Below are 17,893 nucleotides of genomic sequence, written 5' to 3' on the forward strand. Positions count from 1 at the left end.
CTCGGTCTGGCCCCGGGATCGTCCGCGGCGCTGTTGGCGGGACGCGTCGGGGAGTGGACCTTCGTCTACGACGACTCCGGGTTCACCTTCGAGGATGCGGCGGAGGCATTGTCCGCCGATGGACGGACGGGGGCCACGAGCGTGTTCAGCATCAACGGGAACGCCGGCCTCACCTATGCCGTCGATGGCAAGCAGGTCGCATGGGTCGATGGTCGACGTCGGCGGTCTCGCCTTGGAGGAGGAACTTCCCCGTATGCCCGCCGAACTGCGCGCGGCATTCGAAGCCGCCGGCACCGTGGAGGAGGAAGGCATCGAGCCGGGCGAGGCCGACAGCACCATCGCCATGCGTGCCGTCTGCGCTCTGGCCGGCCTCCCGCTCACCCTGAGCGCCCTGCGTCAGGTTCCCCTGGTGGTCCTGCCGTTCGGCTGACGGTGCGTCGGTCGGGCGAGCGGCACCGTCCGACCGCCGGGGGAGCCTTCGGGGGGTCTGCCCGCGGCGCCCTGCCGTCGACCTCCAACGGGTGTTTCCTGCGGGGGAGATGCGTCGACGCCGCCCTCCGCTTCGTTCGGTACGGTGCGCCCATGACATCTGCGATACGGCACCGGTTCCGTCCCTTCCGTGAAGAAGCCGAGGTCCGAGGCGTGCCGGCCGACGATGTGGAGCGGTGGCTGGCCACAGCCCGTCCCTGCGCCACCCTGACACTGTCCGACGACGACACCGGACCGGTCGTGGGACGGTTCGGCGGACCCCTGCTGCTTCCGTCCGACACCCCGGACCCCGGACACCCCTTCGTGGCCGCGGTCGACCTGGCCGCACTGCCGGCCGGCGCGACGGACCTCCTCTTGCCGCCCGACGGCCGGTTGCTCTTCTTCGCCCTGCCCGAGGCTGGGGACCGCACCTCCATGGGTACGGTGATCCACGTGCCGGCCGACGCGGCTGTCACACCTCGGGATTCGTACGCCTGGAACTCGGCGAACATCGCCGAGTACGACAGGGTGTTCGCGAGCTATCCCGAGGGGCCGCTCCGGGCGCGGACCGACGTGTCGCTCCCTCACCACCAGTTCATCGTTCCCGCCGGTGAGGAGGAAGCCGTATACCTTCCCGGGCATCCCTACTGCTCCGAACTCGTCGAGATATGGGAGGACACCAAAAACCTCATCGCTCCCTCGGCGCAGATGCAGATCGGAGGATACGCGGACGAGGAGGCCGTGGAGTTCGACCCGGTCGACGTCGCGGCGTCCCTTGCGGCGCAGGCGGTGGACGCTGGCCACTGGGACGGTCCCGTCTCGGACGACGTGGCCGACTGGGTGCTCCTCGCCGACTGGTACGCCGGCAGGGACGTGAAGAGGCGGGAAGGTGCGACCGTCCACTGGGTGATCCAGCGCGAGGACCTCGCGGCCCGACGCTTCGAGCGCGTGTTCACCACCGTCTTCTGGAACCCCTGAGCAGGCCATGACGGGGCGAGCCGGAGCGGCAGGCCGCCGGCCTTCGACCACGAGGGCGTACAAGCGGCGCACGGGACCGCTTAGGCACGTCCGGGCGATCATGTGACCATCTCTTCCTGGGGCGTTGTTGTGGGCGTAGGGCGGGGTGATCTGACGGATGCCGAGTGGGGACGGCTGCGGCCGTTCCTGACGGTGAGCAACGGCCGTTGTGGCCGGTGGCGGGACCAGCGGCAGGTGATCGACGGGATCCTGCACCGGGTGCGGACCGGGGTGCGGCGGCGGGCTCTCTTCGGCCAGGCGGATGTGCACACGTAGACATAGTCGGTGGCCGGCGACAGGCCGGCCGAGCTGCCGAGGAACTGCTCGAGCGCGGGAACGAAGCCACCGGATGACAGGCCGTGGGGACAGAGCAGGGGGAGGACCTCGCTGATCTTCGGGGACTTGCGGAACCAAGGCGGCAGGATCGCCGAGGAGAACCGCTTGGGCTCGCCGGTGAACAAAACGATCCCTCGTCGTTCACTCGTGGCGCTTTGGCCTCGACCGTTCCGGCAGCCGTTACGAGTGGTTCCGTGGGCGTTTACCAGGCTGAGCACGGGCGTGCCTTCCCAGCCGGCGTTCGCAGCGTCGGCCTACTCGGTGACCTTCAATCGATCACTCGGGAAGGTACGCCCACTGCGTGCTCCCCGAGCCCCGACCCGCAAGTCCTGAGCATTGCCGAGCCATGGCACGGCGGCAGATCTTCCGCAGATCCCGCATCAGCCCCCACCGCATGAGCGTCATCACCGAAGCCGTCCTCACCCTGGAGGGGCAACGCTGAAAACGCTTACTGGTACCAGTCGCCGGTGGCCGTACGGCCGCCCCACACCAGCCGGAGCAGCAGTCCCACCCCGATCGCCGCCAGGACCACCCGACCTGTCAGGCCGAGCCCGGCTCACCGGGGCGCGTCTCCGGCCGATGAAGGGGATGAAGAGTCTGCGTCTCGGCCCTGTCCGCGGCTCTTCTCCGTAGCTCTTCGCCCCTCCGATCACCGACTTCTGTGGGGGCAACGTTCCCACGACGCGATGGTTCCGCTTCGGTCGCGTTCACCGCGCACGGACGGCGTGGGCCTCGGCTTCAACTGCGCGTGTGCCGCTGGTCGTAGCGGGAGCGGGAGGCGTCCACCGTGTCGAGGTGATCGCCCACCCACCTCAGCAGGGTCTGCAGAGGGTCCTGGAGGGTGCGCCCCAGAGGCGAGATGCGGTACTCGACCGCCACGGGCTCGGTGGACAGGATCACTCGCTCGATCACGCCGTTGCGTTCCAGCCGCCGCAGGCATGCCGTCAGAGATTTCGGGGTGACCGCGGGCAGGTGCTGGCGAAGCTCGTTGAAACGCCGGGGGCGATCGCACAAGGCGTCCAGCACCAGTAGCGACCACTTGTCGAAGAGCTGGTCGAGTAGTTGTCGGCCGTTGTCACCGAGCTCTATGTGGGTCACGCCGGTCTCCTCGGGGATACCTGATTTCGTTGCAGTATACCGGAACTACTAGATATACCTTGGATATCTAGTAGTTCGTTCCGTGAGGAAGGCTCCCTATGGCCGACACCTACTCGACCCTGCATGTCTCTGTCACCGACGGTGTGGCGTATGCCGTCATCGACAACCCTCCCGTCAACCTGCTCGATGCCGCCCTCATGACGGACTTGGACCGGTTCACGGGCGCCATGTTCGCCGCTGACGACGTCCGAGTGATCGTTTTCGACAGCGCGGACCCGGACTTCTTCATCGCGCACGGAGACATGCGCATCGCCGAGGACCCTCAGTCGTTCGCGGCGCTTGATGTCGCCTCGGAGCAGGACCCCTCCTTGAATCCGATGATGCGCCTGCACGAACGCATCCGGACCCTGCCGCAGATCACCATCGCCAAGCTGCGCGGGCTGACACGCGGAGGCGGTGCGGAACTGCTGTCCGCGATGGACATGAGGTTCGCGGCTCGTGAGCATGCCGGCTTGGCCCAGCCGGAGGACATGATGGGCATCATCCCGGGCGCGGGAGGCACCGTCTATCTGCCCGGCCTCGTCGGCCGCGCACGCGCGTTGGAGATCATTCTCAGCGGCCAGCTGGTCGATGCCCCGACCGCGGAACGGATGGGCTGGGTGAACCGGGCCGTGCCGGCTGCCGAGCTCGACCACGTCGTCGACACCCTGGCCGCCCGCATCGCCACCCTGGCGCCCGGCGTCGCCCGCGCCACGGTCGAGGCGGTGGACGCCGCAGCGGTGTCCACCGCCGGTGGCCTGGCCACGGCGAACGAACTGTTCGGCCAGCTCTTCAGCACTCCCCACGCGGGCCGCCGCGGAGAGGCGGCACTGGCCGCCGGCGCGCAGACCCGGGACGGGGAGCGCCGCCTCGAGGCCCTGATCGACGGCCTCGCCTGAAGAAGCTTGGTGAACCCTTCTCATCCTGGGGTGTGAGGCTGATGACGAAGGGCTGATGGGAGTGCGTGACGTGGCAGGGCTCCTGGTCGTTCGGCTGGTGATCTCACTCATCAACGTCTCGACGCAGGAGCCCTGCTGGTCCCGTATCGAGCCACGCTCGACCATCCCGCACAGGTGGTTGAGCATGTTTCCTGGCTCATCTACGCCCGAAGGCGTGAACTGCGTTCGCCTTGGCGGCGGCTGAGCTGCTTCCAGCAGGCTTCCCTTGTGCTGGTGCACCTGCGCAAGAACGAGACGCTGCACCAGGTGTGCGTCGGGTTCGGTGTCTCCACCGCCACCGCCACCGCCATCGCCCGACGGTACGTGACCGAGGCCGTCGACATTCTGGCCGACCATGCGCCCACCCTGCTGGACGCGCCGCAAGACCATGACCCGAACGAGTTCCTCATCCTTGGCGGCACTCTGATCAGGACCGACCGGGTGGCCGCCGACGAGCCGTACTACTCGCGAAAGCACCGCCACCATGGGATGAACGTCGCGGTCCTGGCCCGGCCGGACGGCACCGCACGGTGGTACTCGCGTGCACTGCCCGGACGCACCCACGACCCCATGGCCGCCCGCGCCCACGGCGTGATTCAGGCATGCTTGACCAGGCAGATCCTCGTACTCGCCGATCGCGGATACCGCGGAGCCGGCGCCACGGTCGGCACTCCCTACTACGGCCGTGATCAGTGGACGAAGAGGGCGTCTGAGAAGCCGGTCAGCGGGCTGGTCTTGTGAGGCGACGCGGCAAGGAGCATGTCCATGGTGAGGTTGACGGCGTTTCTCTGAACACGCGCTCGGGTACTCGTAGTCCTTCGACAGACGGCGGCACCGTCCCAGCCAGGCGAGCGTCCGCTCTACCACCCAATGCCCCGGGACCACCGCGAGGAGGGGCGCGGCCGGAGGCGGTGCCCCTGACTTCACTCAGGTCGAGCGGAATCCGCCGTCGCGGCGCTGCACGACCTCGACGTTGATGCCGGTGGTCTCTCGCGCCCAAGCGTGAAAAGGCGACGCAGCGATAGCCCTGGTCCGCCCACACGTGCGAAGCCGCGGGAAGGTGTCGGCGGCCCGGGAGAACAGCACTGCGGCGCCGTCGCGATCGCCGGCCTTCGCCGGGCTCACGCAAGCGGTCAGGACGGTGCCGCGGGTGTCGACGAGCAGGTGGTGCTCGATGCCGCTGATCTTCGTGCCGCCGTCGTACCTGTCCGTGCAGGCCACCGCGTTCACCGGTCCGCACGCTCTGGCTGTCCACGATGGCCGCGCTGGGAGCGGAATCCCGGCCGAGTCGCACCCGCTCGCGTTCGCGCAGCGCCGTCAGCATCCGCTCCCGCACACCTTCTTGCTGCCATCGCCGCCAGTAGTGGTAGACCGTCTGCCACGGCGGCAGATCACGCGGCAGCAGTCGCCAGGCGCGGCCGGCCCGCAGTCAGTACGCCAACGCGTTCAGGATCTCGCGCCGGTCGTCTCGTTCCCTCAGGGGCAAGCAGATCCAGTATCAGCGTGTCCACCACTCAGGGGGAGGCCCCGTCTCCGACGGCGGACGGGTGCCGCAGGGGCACCCGTCCGGTGCGTCTTGCCGGCTGTGCTGGTGTCCGCGGGCACCAGGAGTGAGCGGCGTGGGGCCGCGCCGCTCAGCCCTGTCCGCTCGCCGGCTCGGCCGGGATGGTATCCAGCACCGCGTCGGCCAACTGCTTGGCCGGTGCATCGTACTGCGCGGACAGGGTGCGAAAGACGCGCTCCGCTCGGATGGCGGGCCAGTCCGCGGGAAGGTGCTCGGCGGGCAGCCGGGGGTCGGAGCGGACGACCTGGAGCCAGTCGGTGTGCAGGAGCAGCTGACGGGCCAGATCGTCGGGGGCCGACGGCAGCGGGTTCGGGTGGTCCCACTGGCCGAGGAAGGCGCGGTAGCGCTCGGCGATGGCGCCCGTGTCGAAGGCCCGATGGAGCAGCTGGGACGCCTCGGTCGGCTCGGCCGCCTGTCCGCGCAGTACGTTGAGGTGGTCCTCCAGGCCGAGCCCGGCGACGACGGCGGGGACGTCCAGGTGGCCCGGTGCGATCCACAGGCCGTTCTGCAGGGGGCCGAAGCCTGCCCACATCAGGCGTGAGCGTAGGTCGTGCCGCTGGCTGCGCCAGGCCTCGGGCAGGGAGAAGCCGACAAGGGTCCAGGTGCCGTCCCAGTCGTGGTTGACGGCTCCGGCACCCCAGATGCGGTCGTGTCCGTCGCGCAGGACGTCGATGGAGCGAGCGGTGAGTCCGAAGTACATCTTGCGGCCACGGCGGTGGCGGGCCAGCAGGTCGCGTTTGACCATCCGGGTCAGGGTGGAGCGCACCGCGTCCTCGGAGACCCCCACACGCGCGAACACTTCGATGGCACTGCCCGAGTACACGGCGCTGCCGTGCTCGAGAACGTGCAGGCCCAGGAAGGCGAGCATCAGCGTCTGCGGCCGTGCGGAAGCCGCGGGCCCTTTCTCCTGCCCCGTCAAGGGCTCCGTTTCTGCCCTGGTCACGCGGCTCAGTGTAGGGGGCGGTGAAATAGTTCGGCACATCATTGACGGTCGCAACCGAAACACCTAGCGTCTGTCCCCCGGTGCGCCTGCAGGGCAAGGACGCACCTTCACCGCCTGAACGGCTTGCCGTGACCTGGGCGTTTGTCATCAGTGCATCGGACCAGTTCGACGTGTTCCGCGGAGCAGTCAGGAGTCTGAAGTCGTATCTGGCGGGGCTCGTCGGGACGGCATCGGTCACTCCCTCAGCCCCGCGCCTGCACGAGCGGGAAGCCGACCGGCAGGGTGTGCGCCACCTCTACCGGCTGCTGGACGCCGGTGCACCGTGGCGTGATGCTGGCATGGCCCTGCGCAGGCTGCTCCGAGGCGCTCAGAACGTGGGCTACGCCGGCACGGACCTCACCCATACGTTCAAGCGGATGGTCCTCCCGCCTGGACGGACTGGCTGCCACGGCCTCGCGGATGGGGGCCGTCAACACCGTGGTCTTCACGCCGGACGGCAGGACCATGGGACGCAACACGGACATCTCCGGGTTCACCGCCGCGTTCACCAGAGCCTTGCCCGGGGCGTCTCTGCGGCGTGTGGTGCGGGTGGCGCCGGCGCTGAGGCTGGCTTCGCTTCCTCGACCTGGGAGAGCACCTTGTCGTCGCTGATCCGGCGGCCGACCGGGCACGGGAGCTGGTCGGGGTCCTGAACAGGGGTGCGGGCGGCAAGTGGTTGCCGTCCGGTCGGGACTTCGACGGGACACGGCAGCCGTCCGCCGGGACGGAGGAAGGGAGGGCACGGTGAGTGCCGCAGCTCCTGTCACACACACCGGTGAACCGGACAGGAGCTGTCCGGGTTCACCGGCACCCACTTCATCTACACGTACGCCAACGGGTGGCGCTACGAGTGGTACGCCCGCAACGAGCGCGCGTGCGACTACCGCGTTCATCACGGTCGGCTCGGCGGCCGCTGGGTCAGGCGCCAGGAAACCGCCGTCGTGAAGTACGGCGACGGTCAGTACAAGGCCGACTGGCACGAGCCCACCGGTACCTGTGTCAACCTGATGTTCGACGTGCCCAGGCGGCTGCTGCATGGCACCGTCCTCTTCCCGCAGTGGATCGCGGGCGACGTCGGTCATCCCGAGAAGACGATGCGCTGTCAGAACGAGTTCGTCGACGACGTGCACCGCTTCCGCGACGAGGGCCCCGCGTATCCGTACGTGACGGTCCCGGAGTCCGCGCGGATCACCTACCTGGAGCAGGTTCGGCCGGGACAACGACGAGGTCGTCGCCGCGGCTCCGGGCCGACTTCCCGACGGCTGCACCGAGCGTGAGAACCGACGGGCCGGCCGTGCAGACGCCCCGGCCACGGCCGACCGTACGCCCGGCCTGGTGCCGGTCGGTGCGCGACGCTCAGGCGTAGAACCGGGACAGGCTGCGCAGCACGGCCGCGGGCTTGGCCCCGCCCTCGATCTCGATCGAGCCGTCGACGGCGATCTGCACCCCGCCGGGCACCTCCTGGACCTCGGCCAGCCTGCCCGTGAGCCTGATCCGCGCTCCCGCCTTGACCGGGGCGGGGAAGCGTACCTTGTCCAGGCCGTAGTTGACCTTGGTGGTGACGCCCTGGACGTCCAGCAGTCCGGTGAACAGGGGGATGAAGAGCGACAGCGTGAGGTAGCCGTGGGCGATGGTCGCGCCGAAGGGACCGTCCTTGGCGCGCTCGGGGTCGACGTGGATCCACTGGTGGTCGCCGGTGGCGTCGGCGAAGGTGTCGATGCGCTCCTGGGTGACCTCGATCCAGTCGCTGGTGCCGAGGTCGCTTCCGGCCAGCTCCTTCAGTTCGTCGATGCCGTTGACCGTGATGCTCATATGCCGTTCCTTGACTGGGAGTCGTTGGCGTACCGGGAGCGGACCCGGGACTTGAGGAGTTTGCCGGAGGCGGTGCGCGGCAGTTCGTCCGCGATCACGACCGACTTGGGGATCTTGTACCTGGCGAGGTGTCCGGCGAGCGACGCGAGCAGCTCGTCGGCATCCGAGGTGGCGCCCTCGCGGAGCACCACGACGGCCCGCGGCACCTCGCCCCACTTGTCGTCGGGCACACCGATGACCGCGCACTCGATGACGTCGGGATGGGCGAGGAGCAGGTCCTCCACTTCGGCGGGGTACACGTTCTCCCCGCCGGAGATGATCATGTCCTTGATGCGGTCGACGATGAACACGTAACCGTCCTCGTCGACGCGGGCGGCGTCTCCGCTGCGGAACCAGCCGTCGGCGAAGACGGCCGCCGTCTCCTCGGGCAGCCCCCAGTAGCCGGCCATGACGTGCGGGCCGCGCACGACGACCTCGCCGGTCTCGCCGACGTCCGCCGGGGTGAGGTCGGGCCGCACCACCCGGACGTCGCTGAAGAAGTGCGGCACACCGGCCGAGCCCGCCTTGGCGAGCGCGTGCTCGGCGTCCAGGAAGAGGGTGCCGGGCGCGGCCTCGGTCATGCCGTAGCCCTGGAGGAAGGTCAGGCCGCGTTTCTGGTAGGTGCCGATCAGCGGGGTGGGGACGGGTGAGCCACCGCAGGTCAGCATCCGCAGGGAGGACAGGTCCGCTTCGGTGAAGCGGGGGTGCCGGGCCACCTGGTCGAACATGGTCGGCACGCCGAACATGAAGGTGACGCGGTGCCGTTCGACCAGGTCGAGCGTCTCACCGGGGTCGAAGGACTCGGCCAGGACGCAGGTGCCGCCCTTGAGCAGCACGGGCAGGGTGAGCATGTTCAGCCCGGCGGTGTGGAACAGCGGGGCGGAGACCAGGGCGCGTTCGTCGGCGATCAGGTCGTGGTCGACGAGGACGTTGACCGCGTTCCAGATGAGGTTGGAGTGGGTGAGCATCGCGCCCTTGGGACGGCCGGTCGTGCCCGAGGTGTACATGATGACGCAGGTGTCGTCGGCGGTGACCGCCTCGTCGATGGGGTCACCGTCCGCCTGCGCGATCATCTCCTCGTACTCGGCTCCGACCTCGACACAGGCCCGGACATCCGTGCCACCGGGCAGACCGGCGACCAGCCCGGCGTGGGACGGGCCGTGGATCAGCGCCTTGGCGCCGGAGTCGGTGAGCTGGTAGGCGATCTCCGGGCCGGCCAGGCGGGTGTTGAGCGGGACGAAGACGGCGCCGAGCGTGCCCGCCGCGAACAGGGTCTCCAGGTAGGAGGGGTGATTGGGGCCGAGGTACGCGATCCGGTCGCCGCGCCGGAGGCCGCGGGCACGCAGGGCGTGGGCGAGGCGGGTGGTGCGTTCGTGCAGCAGCGCGTAGGTGACCGTCGTGTCGTGGTGGATCAGAGCGGTGCGGTGCGGGGTCTTGCGGGCCCGGCGGGCCGGCCACGACCCCAGTCCCTCGTTGCGCATGTCGCGCCCCTTTACGGTGTCGTCAGCCCGAGCAGGCGGGCGGCGTTCTCCTTCAGGATCTTCGGCTTCACCTCGTCCTTGATCGTCAGCTTGGCGAAGTCGGCGAGCCAGCGGTCCGGGGTGAGGACGGGGAAGTCCGAGCCGAAGAGGACCTTGTCCTTCAGCAGCGTGTTGGCGTACTGCACGAGCTGCGGCGGAAAGTACTTCGGCGACCAGCCGGACAGGTCGATGTGTACGCCCGGCTTGTGCGTGGCGACGGCGAGGGCCTCGTCCTGCCAGGGGAAGGACGGGTGCGCCAGGATGATCTTCAGGTGCGGGAAGTCGGCGGCGACGTCGTCGACGTGGAGGGGATTGGAGTACTTCAGCCGGATACCGCCCCCGCCGGGCACGCCGGCGCCGATGCCGGTCTGGCCGGTGTGGAAGAGGGCTATGGTGCCGGTCTCCTCGATGACCTCGTACAACTCGTACGCCACCGAGCGGTCATTGGGGAAGAAGCCCTGGATGCTGGGGTGGAACTTGAAGCCCTTCACCCCGTACTCCTCGACCAGGCGGCGGGCCTGTTTCACGCCCGCCCTGCCCCGGAAGGGGTCGATGGAGGCGAAGGGGATGAGAACGTCCGCGTTGGCGGCGGCGGCCTCGGCGACCTCCTCGTTCGGCACAGGCTCGGTGCCGGTGGCGGACTCGGCGTCCACCGTGAAGATGACGGCGGCCATCCGCCGCTCGCGGTAGTAGGCCGCGGTCTCCTCCAGGGTCGGCTTCCGTTTGCCCTCGACCTTGAAGTAGGCGGCGGAGGCGTCGTGCAGGTCGTCGTCCAGGGAGGCGCGGCCCTTGGACGAGACCTCCGCGTGGGTGTGGACGTCGATGGCGGCCAGGTCGTCGATGTTCACGAGACCTCCGGGAGCTTGGGCGCGGGGATGCCGACGGTCTGCGGTTCGGCACCGACCGAGGTGGGCCAGGCCGCGGCCAGGGAGTCGGGGGTCCAGCCGCCGTCGGCGTAGGCGGCCCTGACCTCCTGCGGGTGCGACCAGAGCGCCACCTTGTCGCCGCCGATGCCGACGCACTGGCCGGTCACGCCACGGGCCGCCTCGGAGGCGAGGAAGGGAACGAGGGCCGCGCAGTCCTCGGGGGTGCCGAAACCCTCGCCCTTGCGCAGGAAGTCGGGAAGCGGTTCGCCGTTCCTCATGGCCTCGATGTACGGGGCGAAGGCGGGGATGGTCTCGGTCATCGCGGTCGCGGCGACCGGCACGATCGCGTTGACGGTGATGTTCGCCCGGGCCAGCTCCATGGACCAGGTGCGGGCCATGGCGGCGATGCCTGCCTTGGCGGCGGCGTAGTTGGTCTGGCCGAAGTTGCCGCGCTGGCCGGCCGGGGAACCGACCAGGATCAGGCTGCCGCCCTCGCCCTGCTCGCGCATGCGGACGGCGGCGGCGCGGGCGCACGTGAAGGTGCCCTTCAGATGGGTGGTGACGACCGCGTCGAAGTCGTCGTCGGTCATCTTCCACAACACCTTGTCCCGCAGGATGCCCGCGTTGGTGACGAGGACGTCCAGCCGGCCGAACTCGTCGACCGCGCGCGCCACGAGACGGTCGGCGGCCTGTGTCGTACCGACCGCGACGACCTCGGCGACCGCGGTGCCCCCCGCCCCGGTGATGGACTTCGCGGCCGCCTCGGCCACCGCCGCGTCCACGTCGTTGACGACCACGGACGCACCGTGGGCGGCCAGGGCGTGGGCATAGGCGAGGCCGAGACCCCGGCCGCTGCCGGTGACGACGGCGGCCCTGCCGGTGAGATCGATGCTGGACACGTGCGAGTCCTCTCGACGAGCGATGAAGGCGAAGGGATGCGTGGAACGGGCAGACGCCGGCGTGGTCCGCGTCCGCGACGTAGCGAGGCGACGGCGATGCGGCCGTGAGATCGAAGCTAAGAGCAATGATTGCTGACGTCAATAGTTGTTCCAGTCGGAGAGTTGCGCGAAACTGGTTCCCGTCCACAGCGCCCGCCCGAAGACCAGGGAGTCCGCCATCGACCGCCAGCCGCACACGACGAACGCCACCGCCTCCGCTCCGATCGACGCCGACGAGCCATGGATGCGCGGTCTGCACGCCGACACGGGCTACCTGCTGTACCGCCTGGGGCTGCGCTCGGGGCAGTTGTTCAACGCCTCTCTCCAGGAGTCGGGCCTGCGTCTGCGTCACTACGCCGTACTGCGCTTCCTCGCCACCACCGAAGGCGCCCTGCAGCGTGAGCTGAGCGCCCGGCTCGGCTACGACCCGAGCGCGATCGTCGGCCTGGTCGACGACCTCGAGAGGCTCGGTTTCGCGGAGCGCCGGCCCTCACCGGAGGACCGGCGCAGCCGGATCGTCGCCCTCACCGACGAAGGGCGCGCCTTCCTGCGGGACGGCGATGAAGCGGGCCTGCGCGTGACCGGCGAGCTCCTGGAACCGCTCGACCACGGCGAGCGCGAGACCCTGCACGCGCTGCTGCTGCGGATCACGAAGACCGACCTCCGCTGACGTTGCGCACATTCTTGACGGCTGCACGATCAGTGCCTAACTTCACCCGGGCACCGGTGCGGTCCCCCGCCGGTGGCGCATCCACGGCATCTGGGAGCTCGCCATGCAGCCATCCCGCTCGTCCGCCCCCCGGCCTTCCCCGGACACCGGGCAGTTGCGCCGCGTCGCGCTGTCCGGTCTGCTCGGCACCGCTGTCGAGTTCTACGACTTCCTCGTCTACGGCACCGTCGCCGCCCTGGTCTTCGGCGACCTGTTCTTCCCCGGCGCCGATCCCGCGGTCGGCACCATCGCCGCCTTCGGCACCTTCGCCGCCGGCTACGTGGCCCGGCCGCTCGGCGGCATCGTCTTCGGCCATTACGGCGACCGGATCGGCCGCAAGTCGATGATGCTGCTGACCATGGCTCTGATGGGCTGCGGCAGCTTCCTCATCGGACTGCTCCCGACCTACGACTCGATCGGCGTGTGGGCACCGGTCCTGCTCGTCACCCTGCGCGTGGTGCAGGGCATCGCGATCGGCGGCGAGTGGGGCGGCGCGACCCTGATGGTGGTCGAACACGCCGAGCGCACCCAGGGCTCACGGCGCGGCCTGTGGTCCAGCTTCACCCAGCTCGGCGCCCCGATCGGCTCCGTGCTCTCCGCCGGCGTGGTCACCCTCGTCTCGGCCCTGCCCGACGACGACTTCCGCGCCTGGGGCTGGCGGGTACCGTTCCTGCTCAGCGTGGTCCTGCTGGCCGTCGGCCTGTTCGTACGTCTCAAGGTCGCCGAGAGTCCGCTCTTCCTCCAGGCCGAGCGGGAACCGGCACGGAAGCCGCCGGTGGTCGAAGTGCTGCGGCGGCCGAAGCCCGTCCTGCTGGCCGCGTGTGTCGGCATCGGCGCTTTCACCGCCCAGTCCCTGCTGACCGGCTTCATGATCTCCTACGCCGTCGACGAGGGCTACAGCCGACCGCAGGTCCTCACCGCCGTCACCCTTGCCTCCTGCGTCGCACTGGTGGCCCTGCCCGCCGCCTCCGCCCTGTCCGACCGGGTCGGCCGCCGCCCCGTGGTCCTCGCCGGAGCCATCGCCTCCGCCGCCCTGGCCTTCCCCGTCCTCGCCCTGGTCGACTCCGGCTCCCCCGGCCTGCTGATCCTCGCCCTCGTCCTCGGCCACGGCATAGCCCAGTCCACGATGTACGGCCCGCTCGGCGCCCTGCTCACCGAACTCTTCGGCACCGAGGTCCGCTACACCGGTGCCTCCCTCGGCTACCAGGGAGCGACGCTGATCGGTGCCGGCTTCTCCCCCCTGATCGCCGGCAGCCTGCTCGCCTCGTACGGCGGCGGCAGCACCCCCGTCTCCCTGCTGCTGTGCGCCGGTGCCGCCATCACAGCCGTCACCGTCTGGCGTATGCGCGAGACCCACACCGACACCCTCGGCTCTCCCGCGCCCCGCCCCATAGCCCCCGCAACGGAAGGAACCCCGCGTTGAGAAGGCGCCTCGCTCTTCTGACCGTCTCCCTGTGCGCCGCGACCGCGCTCCCCGCGCACGGCGCCGCCCAGGACGCCCACCTCGAAGGACGGCTCCCCTCCGGGGCGGCCTACCTGATGGACGTGCCCTCGTCCTGGAACGGAACCGTCCTGCTCTACAGCCACGGCTACCAGGCCGCGGGCGAGGCCAACCCGGCCCAGAACGCCCCGGACGCGCGCACCCGGGACAAACTGCTCGACGAGGGGTACGCGCTGATCGGCTCTTCCTACGCGACGACGGGCTGGGCCGTCACCGACGCCGTACCCGATCAGCTCGCGACCCTCGAAGCGTTCACCGGACAGTTCGGCCCGGCCCGGCGCACCCTCGCCTGGGGCCGCTCCTACGGCGGATTGGTCACCACCGCGCTCGCCGAGCGGCACACCGACCGCTTCGACGGCTCGCTGTCCATGTGCGGACTCGTGCAGGGCGGCGTCGCCAACTGGAACAGCACCCTCGACCCGGTGTTCGCGCTGCGGACCCTGCTGGCCCCGGACTCCGGCATCCCCCTCACCGGCTTCGCCGACCAGGCAGCGGCCCGGAGCGCCGCGACCGAGCTCTCCGCCGAGGTCGACGCCGCTCAGCGGACCCCCGAGGGCCGCGCCCGCATCGCGCTCGCCGCCGCCCTGCACCACATCCCCGGCTACAACAGCCCCGGCCAGACCGAACCGGCCCCCGATGACCGGGCCACCCAGCAGGCCAACCAGTACACGGCCGTGAAGGGCCTCGTGCGGAGTGCCGCCTTCGGCTGGCGGCAAGAGGCGGAGAGCCGTGCGGGCGGCAACCCGTCCTGGAACACGGACGTCGACTACACCGCCGTGCTCCGTACCTCACCGCTGTACAAGGAGGTGACTGAGCTGTACCAGAAGGCGGGGGCGTCCCTGCGGGCGGATCTCGACGCGCTGAAGCGCGCGCCCCGTGTCTCCGCCGACCCCGCGGCCGTCCGGTGGATGCGCCGGACCAGCGCGTTCACCGGCAGACTCACCGATCCCCAGCTGTCCGTCCACACCACCGGTGACGCGTTGATCCCGGTGGCGGCCGAGAGCGCCTACCGACGCGCCAACACCGCCGCCGGCTCCGCCCGGCTCCTGAGCCAGGCCTACGTCCGCGCCCCCGGCCACTGCACCTTCACCCCGGGCGAGACGATCGGCGCCCTGCACACCCTGGAGCACCGACTGGACACCGGCCGCTGGGACGCCTCACCCCGCACGCTCAACTCGCGCGCCCGGCAGGTCGACCCCTCCGGCGACACCCGCTACACCGCATACCGGCCGGCGTCCTACCCGCGGCCGTACGACCTCTCCCACCCGGGCGACGGCCGCCCTTGACCCTCCGCCCGTGAGAGCGGCTGCCTACCCGCCCGGACGTCTGTCCGCGCACCCCCCGGTGCCGCGCCGACCTGTACCTTGCCTCCCGCATCTCCTGACCCGCCCGCCTCCTGCCCTCCGGACGGAACGGGGGTCGTGGCCGGCGGCCGCTGACAGGCACGACGGCCGCCGGCCACGGTCTTGCCGCTGCGGCCCTGTGGTGAAGGGCCCCTGCGGGCGCTTCCGCGTTGCTCCACATGGGTGAGGCGCGCGGGGGCACCCGTGTGTACGTCACCCATGTGGAGGGAGCACGATCATGGTGGTCGCCGCAGTCATCGGCGTATGTGTGGTCCTGGCCGTCCTGGCCTTTCTCGTCCCCCGGCTGTCCCGCCACCCGGAGCGCGGCACGCAACGGACGCTGGGCGCCGGCGCCCGGGCCGGAAGCAAGGCGCCCGGCGTGCTGGGCCGGCTCTTCAGCAAGCCCTTCCACTCCAGCTCGCGAGCGGTGAGCCGCAGTGGTGCGGCGGGCCGCCGTTCCCGCGGCCGCATGCCGTTCTGACCGAATGACGGAACGGACCGAACGGGGAGCCGGACGATGAACGCCGAACACGCCCAAGACGCGGACAAGTTGCTGGAAGGGCTGACCGTCGACGACAGCCGCCAGGAACAGCCGATCGTGCTGGACTCCGACGGGCGTCCCATCCGGACGTGGCGCGAGAACTACCCGTACGAACGCAAGATCGGCCGAAAGGAGTACGAGCGGACCAAGCGCGTCCTGCAGATCGAACTCCTCAAGCTCCAGCGGTGGGTGAAGGACACCGGAGCACGCCTGGTCGTGGTGTGCGAGGGACGCGACGCGGCGGGCAAGGGCGGCACGATACAGCGGTTCACCGAGCGCCTGAACCCGCGCGGCGCCCGCGTGGTCGCCCTGGACAAGCCCACCGAACGCGAGACGGGCCAGTGGTACTTCCAGCGCTACATCGCACAGTTGCCGACGGCCGGGGAGATCGTCTTCTTCGACCGTTCCTGGTACAACCGGGCCGGCGTGGAGCGCGTGATGGGCTTCTGCTCCAAGGACGAGTACGAGCTCTTCCTCGCGCAGTGCCCGGCCTTCGAGCGGATGCTCGTCGAGGACGGTGTGCTGCTGGTGAAATTCTGGTTCTCGGTGTCCCGCTCCGAGCAGCGCACCCGCTTCGCGATCCGCCAGGTCGATCCGGTGCGCCAGTGGAAGCTCTCGCCCACGGACTTGGCCTCCCTGGACCTGTGGGACGACTACACCGAGGCGAAGGTCGACATGTTCCGCGCGACGGACACCGCCCACGCCCCCTGGACCGTCGTCAAGAGCAACGACAAGCGGCGTGCCCGGCTGGAGACCATGCGCAGCCTGCTCTCGCGCATCGACTACGCCAACAAGGACCGGGAGGCCGTCGGCACTCCCGATCCGCTCATCGTCGGAGCCGCCGACACCCTGCTGGAACCGGGGGAGGAGGACACCAAGCTGTCACCCACCCCGTTGTCCCCGGGCGCGGACGGCCCGGGCAACCATCCGCAGACCACGCCCTGAGGTGTACGCGCCCTCACGCCGTGACGAGGCCGGGCCCCCTCCCAGGAGGAGGGGGCCCGGCCTCGTCACGAGCGGCTTGCCGGTCCTCACCCCCACTGGGCGGCGGCGCGCGACCGGGTGCGGCGGTCGAAGTACGTCCACACGGTCATGGCGACCGAGGCGGTGGGACCGACCGTCAGGACCCGCAGCCCGCCGCTGGTCAGGCAGGCGATCAGACCGGTGAGCCCGGCACCGCAGAACATGATCACACGGCTGGCGAGACGGTACTCGGGCGGCTGGGGATCCTCCCGGTCCCTCAGGTCGTGCGCGGCGTCCTCGGCCGGGTGCGAGGAACCGCGCCGGGCCGGGCTTCGCTACGCCAGCCCACAGCCGATCACGGAGTAGAGCGCCAGAGCGCCCAGGACTCAGAGTTACTGATCGTTTCAGAATGAGGTTGTGAGTCGTCTCAGGCAGATGATGCTGCAGGCGAGTTGGAGGAGTCCGAGGTGGAGGTCGGCGCGTATCTCGTAGCGGATGCGGAGCCGTTTGAACTGGTGGAGCCAGGCAAAGGTCCGCTCGACGACCCACCGGGTCTTGCCCAGGCCGGAGCCATGCGGGGCTCCACGGCGGGCGATCTTGGGTGTGATGCCGCGAGCTCGGATGAGACGGCGGTACTTGTCGGAGTCGTAGCCGCGGTCGGCGAACAACCGCCGGGGCCGGTGCCGTGGCCGGCCGCGCAGACCACGGATACGGGGCATCGCGTCCAGCAGGGGCATGAGCTGAGTGACGTCGTGGCGGTTTCCGCTGGTCAGAGAGACAGCGAGCGGAGTTCCGTTCCGGTCGACGATGAGGTGGTGCTTGCTGCCCGGCCGCGCTCGGTCAACCGGCGAAGGTCCGGCGTGAGCCCCCCTTTGGGGGCCCTGACGTGCGAGGCGTCGATCGCCGCGTCGTCTATCTCCAGCAGTCCGTCTCGACGAAGTTCTGCCAGCAGGACTTCGTGCAGGCGGGGCCACACTCCGGCCTCGGTCCAGTCCCGCAGACGACGCCAGGCCGTCACCCCACTGCACCCGACCAGCTCCGCGGGTACGTCCCGCCAGCTCACACTCTTGCGCAGCACGTGAACGATCCCACGCAGAGCAGCACGGTCATCGGCAGGCAACCGCCCCGGGTAGCGGTGCCGACGCGGCGCACGAACCGGCAGCAGCGGAGCCACACGCTCCCACAGGTCATCAGACACAAGATCAGCAGACACCCAACA

General features: G+C 70.0%; 20 protein-coding genes and 5 pseudogenes. 12 read left to right on the forward strand and 13 right to left on the reverse strand.

Annotated elements, in window-relative coordinates:
• Window positions 1–208: 208 nt before the first annotated feature.
• The 3 genes from Sdagh_RS36140 to Sdagh_RS36150 all read left to right on the forward strand — a co-directional run bounded on the left by Sdagh_RS36140 (window position 209) and on the right by Sdagh_RS36150 (window position 1,761).
• Entirely contained in the window at window positions 209–430 is a 222-nt protein-coding gene (locus Sdagh_RS36140) for a hypothetical protein (RefSeq protein WP_226536249.1), read from the forward strand.
• A 152-nt stretch (window positions 431–582) separates the two neighbouring features.
• Complete coding sequence (locus Sdagh_RS36145; RefSeq protein WP_226536251.1) at window positions 583–1,446, forward strand: DUF1963 domain-containing protein; 864 nt, start codon at window positions 583–585, stop codon at window positions 1,444–1,446.
• A gap of 192 nt (window positions 1,447–1,638) precedes the next feature.
• Window positions 1,639–1,761 carry a hypothetical protein gene (locus Sdagh_RS36150; RefSeq protein WP_372478508.1) on the forward strand — a complete coding sequence of 41 codons (123 nt, stop codon included), beginning with the start codon at window positions 1,639–1,641 and terminating at the stop codon, window positions 1,759–1,761.
• Here Sdagh_RS36150 and Sdagh_RS36155 read toward each other — a convergent pair.
• Window positions 1,728–2,008 (reverse strand): annotated as a pseudogene (locus tag Sdagh_RS36155) (IS256 family transposase); the annotation flags it as partial. The gene Sdagh_RS36150 and the pseudogene Sdagh_RS36155 overlap by 34 nt on opposite strands.
• A gap of 153 nt (window positions 2,009–2,161) precedes the next feature.
• On the opposite strand from Sdagh_RS36155, the pseudogene Sdagh_RS36160 reads away from it, so the two are divergent.
• Window positions 2,162–2,263 (forward strand): annotated as a pseudogene (locus tag Sdagh_RS36160) (IS5/IS1182 family transposase); the annotation flags it as partial.
• 296 nt (window positions 2,264–2,559) lie between these two features.
• Here the strand turns inward: Sdagh_RS36160 and Sdagh_RS36165 are convergent.
• Entirely contained in the window at window positions 2,560–2,919 is a 360-nt protein-coding gene (locus Sdagh_RS36165; RefSeq protein WP_190011785.1) for a winged helix-turn-helix transcriptional regulator, read from the reverse strand.
• Window positions 2,920–3,017: 98 nt separating this feature from the next.
• Between Sdagh_RS36165 and Sdagh_RS36170 the strand changes: the two genes are divergently transcribed.
• Window positions 3,018–3,857 carry an enoyl-CoA hydratase/isomerase family protein gene (locus tag Sdagh_RS36170; RefSeq protein WP_189422397.1) on the forward strand — a complete coding sequence of 280 codons (840 nt, stop codon included), beginning with the start codon at window positions 3,018–3,020 and terminating at the stop codon, window positions 3,855–3,857.
• A gap of 94 nt (window positions 3,858–3,951) precedes the next feature.
• Window positions 3,952–4,577 (forward strand): annotated as a pseudogene (locus tag Sdagh_RS36175) (transposase family protein); the annotation flags it as partial.
• Window positions 4,578–4,682: 105 nt separating this feature from the next.
• On the opposite strand, the pseudogene Sdagh_RS37210 reads toward Sdagh_RS36175, so the two are convergent.
• The 5 genes and pseudogenes from Sdagh_RS37210 to Sdagh_RS36195 all read right to left on the reverse strand — a co-directional run.
• A pseudogene (locus Sdagh_RS37210) lies at window positions 4,683–4,781 on the reverse strand (IS5/IS1182 family transposase); the annotation flags it as partial.
• A gap of 42 nt (window positions 4,782–4,823) precedes the next feature.
• The gene (locus tag Sdagh_RS36180; protein WP_226536253.1) at window positions 4,824–5,126 is read right to left on the reverse strand and encodes a transposase; all 303 of its coding nucleotides are present in this window, start codon (window positions 5,124–5,126) and stop codon (window positions 4,824–4,826) included.
• Window positions 5,127–5,229: 103 nt separating this feature from the next.
• A pseudogene (locus Sdagh_RS37130) lies at window positions 5,230–5,325 on the reverse strand (transposase); the annotation flags it as partial.
• A gap of 205 nt (window positions 5,326–5,530) precedes the next feature.
• Window positions 5,531–6,403: a PaaX family transcriptional regulator gene (locus tag Sdagh_RS36190; protein WP_306888635.1), complete on the reverse strand. Its 873-nt coding sequence runs from the start codon at window positions 6,401–6,403 to the stop codon at window positions 5,531–5,533.
• Window positions 6,404–6,645: 242 nt separating this feature from the next.
• The gene (locus Sdagh_RS36195) at window positions 6,646–6,951 is read right to left on the reverse strand and encodes a hypothetical protein (protein WP_189422401.1); all 306 of its coding nucleotides are present in this window, start codon (window positions 6,949–6,951) and stop codon (window positions 6,646–6,648) included.
• 309 nt (window positions 6,952–7,260) lie between these two features.
• On the opposite strand from Sdagh_RS36195, the gene Sdagh_RS36200 reads away from it, so the two are divergent.
• Window positions 7,261–7,719 (forward strand): phenolic acid decarboxylase, encoded by a 459-nt coding sequence (locus Sdagh_RS36200; RefSeq protein ID WP_229879917.1) that lies wholly within the window; start codon window positions 7,261–7,263, stop codon window positions 7,717–7,719.
• A 79-nt stretch (window positions 7,720–7,798) separates the two neighbouring features.
• On the opposite strand, the gene Sdagh_RS36205 is transcribed toward Sdagh_RS36200, so the two are convergent.
• The 4 genes from Sdagh_RS36205 to Sdagh_RS36220 are packed head-to-tail and all read right to left on the reverse strand — an operon-like array spanning window position 7,799 to window position 11,578.
• Window positions 7,799–8,254: a MaoC family dehydratase gene (locus Sdagh_RS36205; protein WP_189422403.1), complete on the reverse strand. Its 456-nt coding sequence runs from the start codon at window positions 8,252–8,254 to the stop codon at window positions 7,799–7,801.
• Window positions 8,251–9,774 (reverse strand): acyl-CoA synthetase, encoded by a 1,524-nt coding sequence (locus Sdagh_RS36210; protein ID WP_190078149.1) that lies wholly within the window; start codon window positions 9,772–9,774, stop codon window positions 8,251–8,253. Before Sdagh_RS36210 ends, Sdagh_RS36205 begins: the two co-directional genes overlap by 4 nt.
• A gap of 11 nt (window positions 9,775–9,785) precedes the next feature.
• Complete coding sequence (locus Sdagh_RS36215; protein ID WP_189422407.1) at window positions 9,786–10,661, reverse strand: amidohydrolase family protein; 876 nt, start codon at window positions 10,659–10,661, stop codon at window positions 9,786–9,788.
• Window positions 10,658–11,578, reverse strand: coding sequence for an SDR family oxidoreductase (locus tag Sdagh_RS36220; RefSeq protein WP_306888639.1), 921 nt, complete (start codon window positions 11,576–11,578; stop codon window positions 10,658–10,660). The genes Sdagh_RS36215 and Sdagh_RS36220 overlap by 4 nt, the downstream gene beginning before the upstream one ends.
• A gap of 283 nt (window positions 11,579–11,861) precedes the next feature.
• Between Sdagh_RS36220 and Sdagh_RS36225 the strand changes: the two genes are divergently transcribed.
• The 5 genes from Sdagh_RS36225 to ppk2 all read left to right on the forward strand — a co-directional run bounded on the left by Sdagh_RS36225 (window position 11,862) and on the right by ppk2 (window position 16,656).
• Window positions 11,862–12,287, forward strand: a complete 426-nt coding sequence (locus tag Sdagh_RS36225) for a MarR family winged helix-turn-helix transcriptional regulator (RefSeq protein WP_190011823.1) — start codon at window positions 11,862–11,864, stop codon at window positions 12,285–12,287.
• 103 nt (window positions 12,288–12,390) lie between these two features.
• Entirely contained in the window at window positions 12,391–13,749 is a 1,359-nt protein-coding gene (locus tag Sdagh_RS36230) for an MFS transporter (RefSeq protein WP_190011780.1), read from the forward strand.
• Complete coding sequence (locus Sdagh_RS36235) at window positions 13,746–15,113, forward strand: prolyl oligopeptidase family serine peptidase (protein ID WP_190078150.1); 1,368 nt, start codon at window positions 13,746–13,748, stop codon at window positions 15,111–15,113. Before Sdagh_RS36230 ends, Sdagh_RS36235 begins: the two co-directional genes overlap by 4 nt.
• Before the next feature lie 295 nt (window positions 15,114–15,408).
• On the forward strand, window positions 15,409–15,651 hold the full coding sequence (locus tag Sdagh_RS36240) for a DUF6411 family protein (protein WP_190011778.1): 243 nt from the start codon (window positions 15,409–15,411) through the stop codon (window positions 15,649–15,651).
• Between the two features lie 36 nt (window positions 15,652–15,687).
• Complete coding sequence (ppk2, locus tag Sdagh_RS36245) at window positions 15,688–16,656, forward strand: polyphosphate kinase 2 (protein ID WP_189422424.1); 969 nt, start codon at window positions 15,688–15,690, stop codon at window positions 16,654–16,656.
• Window positions 16,657–16,742: 86 nt separating this feature from the next.
• Here ppk2 and Sdagh_RS36250 read toward each other — a convergent pair whose 3' ends face one another.
• A complete protein-coding gene (locus Sdagh_RS36250; RefSeq protein ID WP_226536255.1) occupies window positions 16,743–16,904 on the reverse strand; it encodes a hypothetical protein in 162 nt (53 codons plus the stop codon).
• Between the two features lie 174 nt (window positions 16,905–17,078).
• A protein-coding gene (locus Sdagh_RS36255) for an IS5 family transposase (protein WP_190078151.1) occupies window positions 17,079–17,887 on the reverse strand; the annotation gives its coding sequence in 2 pieces (ribosomal slippage) (window positions 17,079–17,551 and window positions 17,551–17,887; 810 coding nt in all).
• Window positions 17,888–17,893 lie beyond the last annotated feature (6 nt).

The organism is Streptomyces daghestanicus (assembly GCF_020521275.1).
In the GTDB taxonomy this organism is placed as follows: Bacteria; Actinomycetota; Actinomycetes; order Streptomycetales; family Streptomycetaceae; genus Streptomyces; species Streptomyces griseoviridis.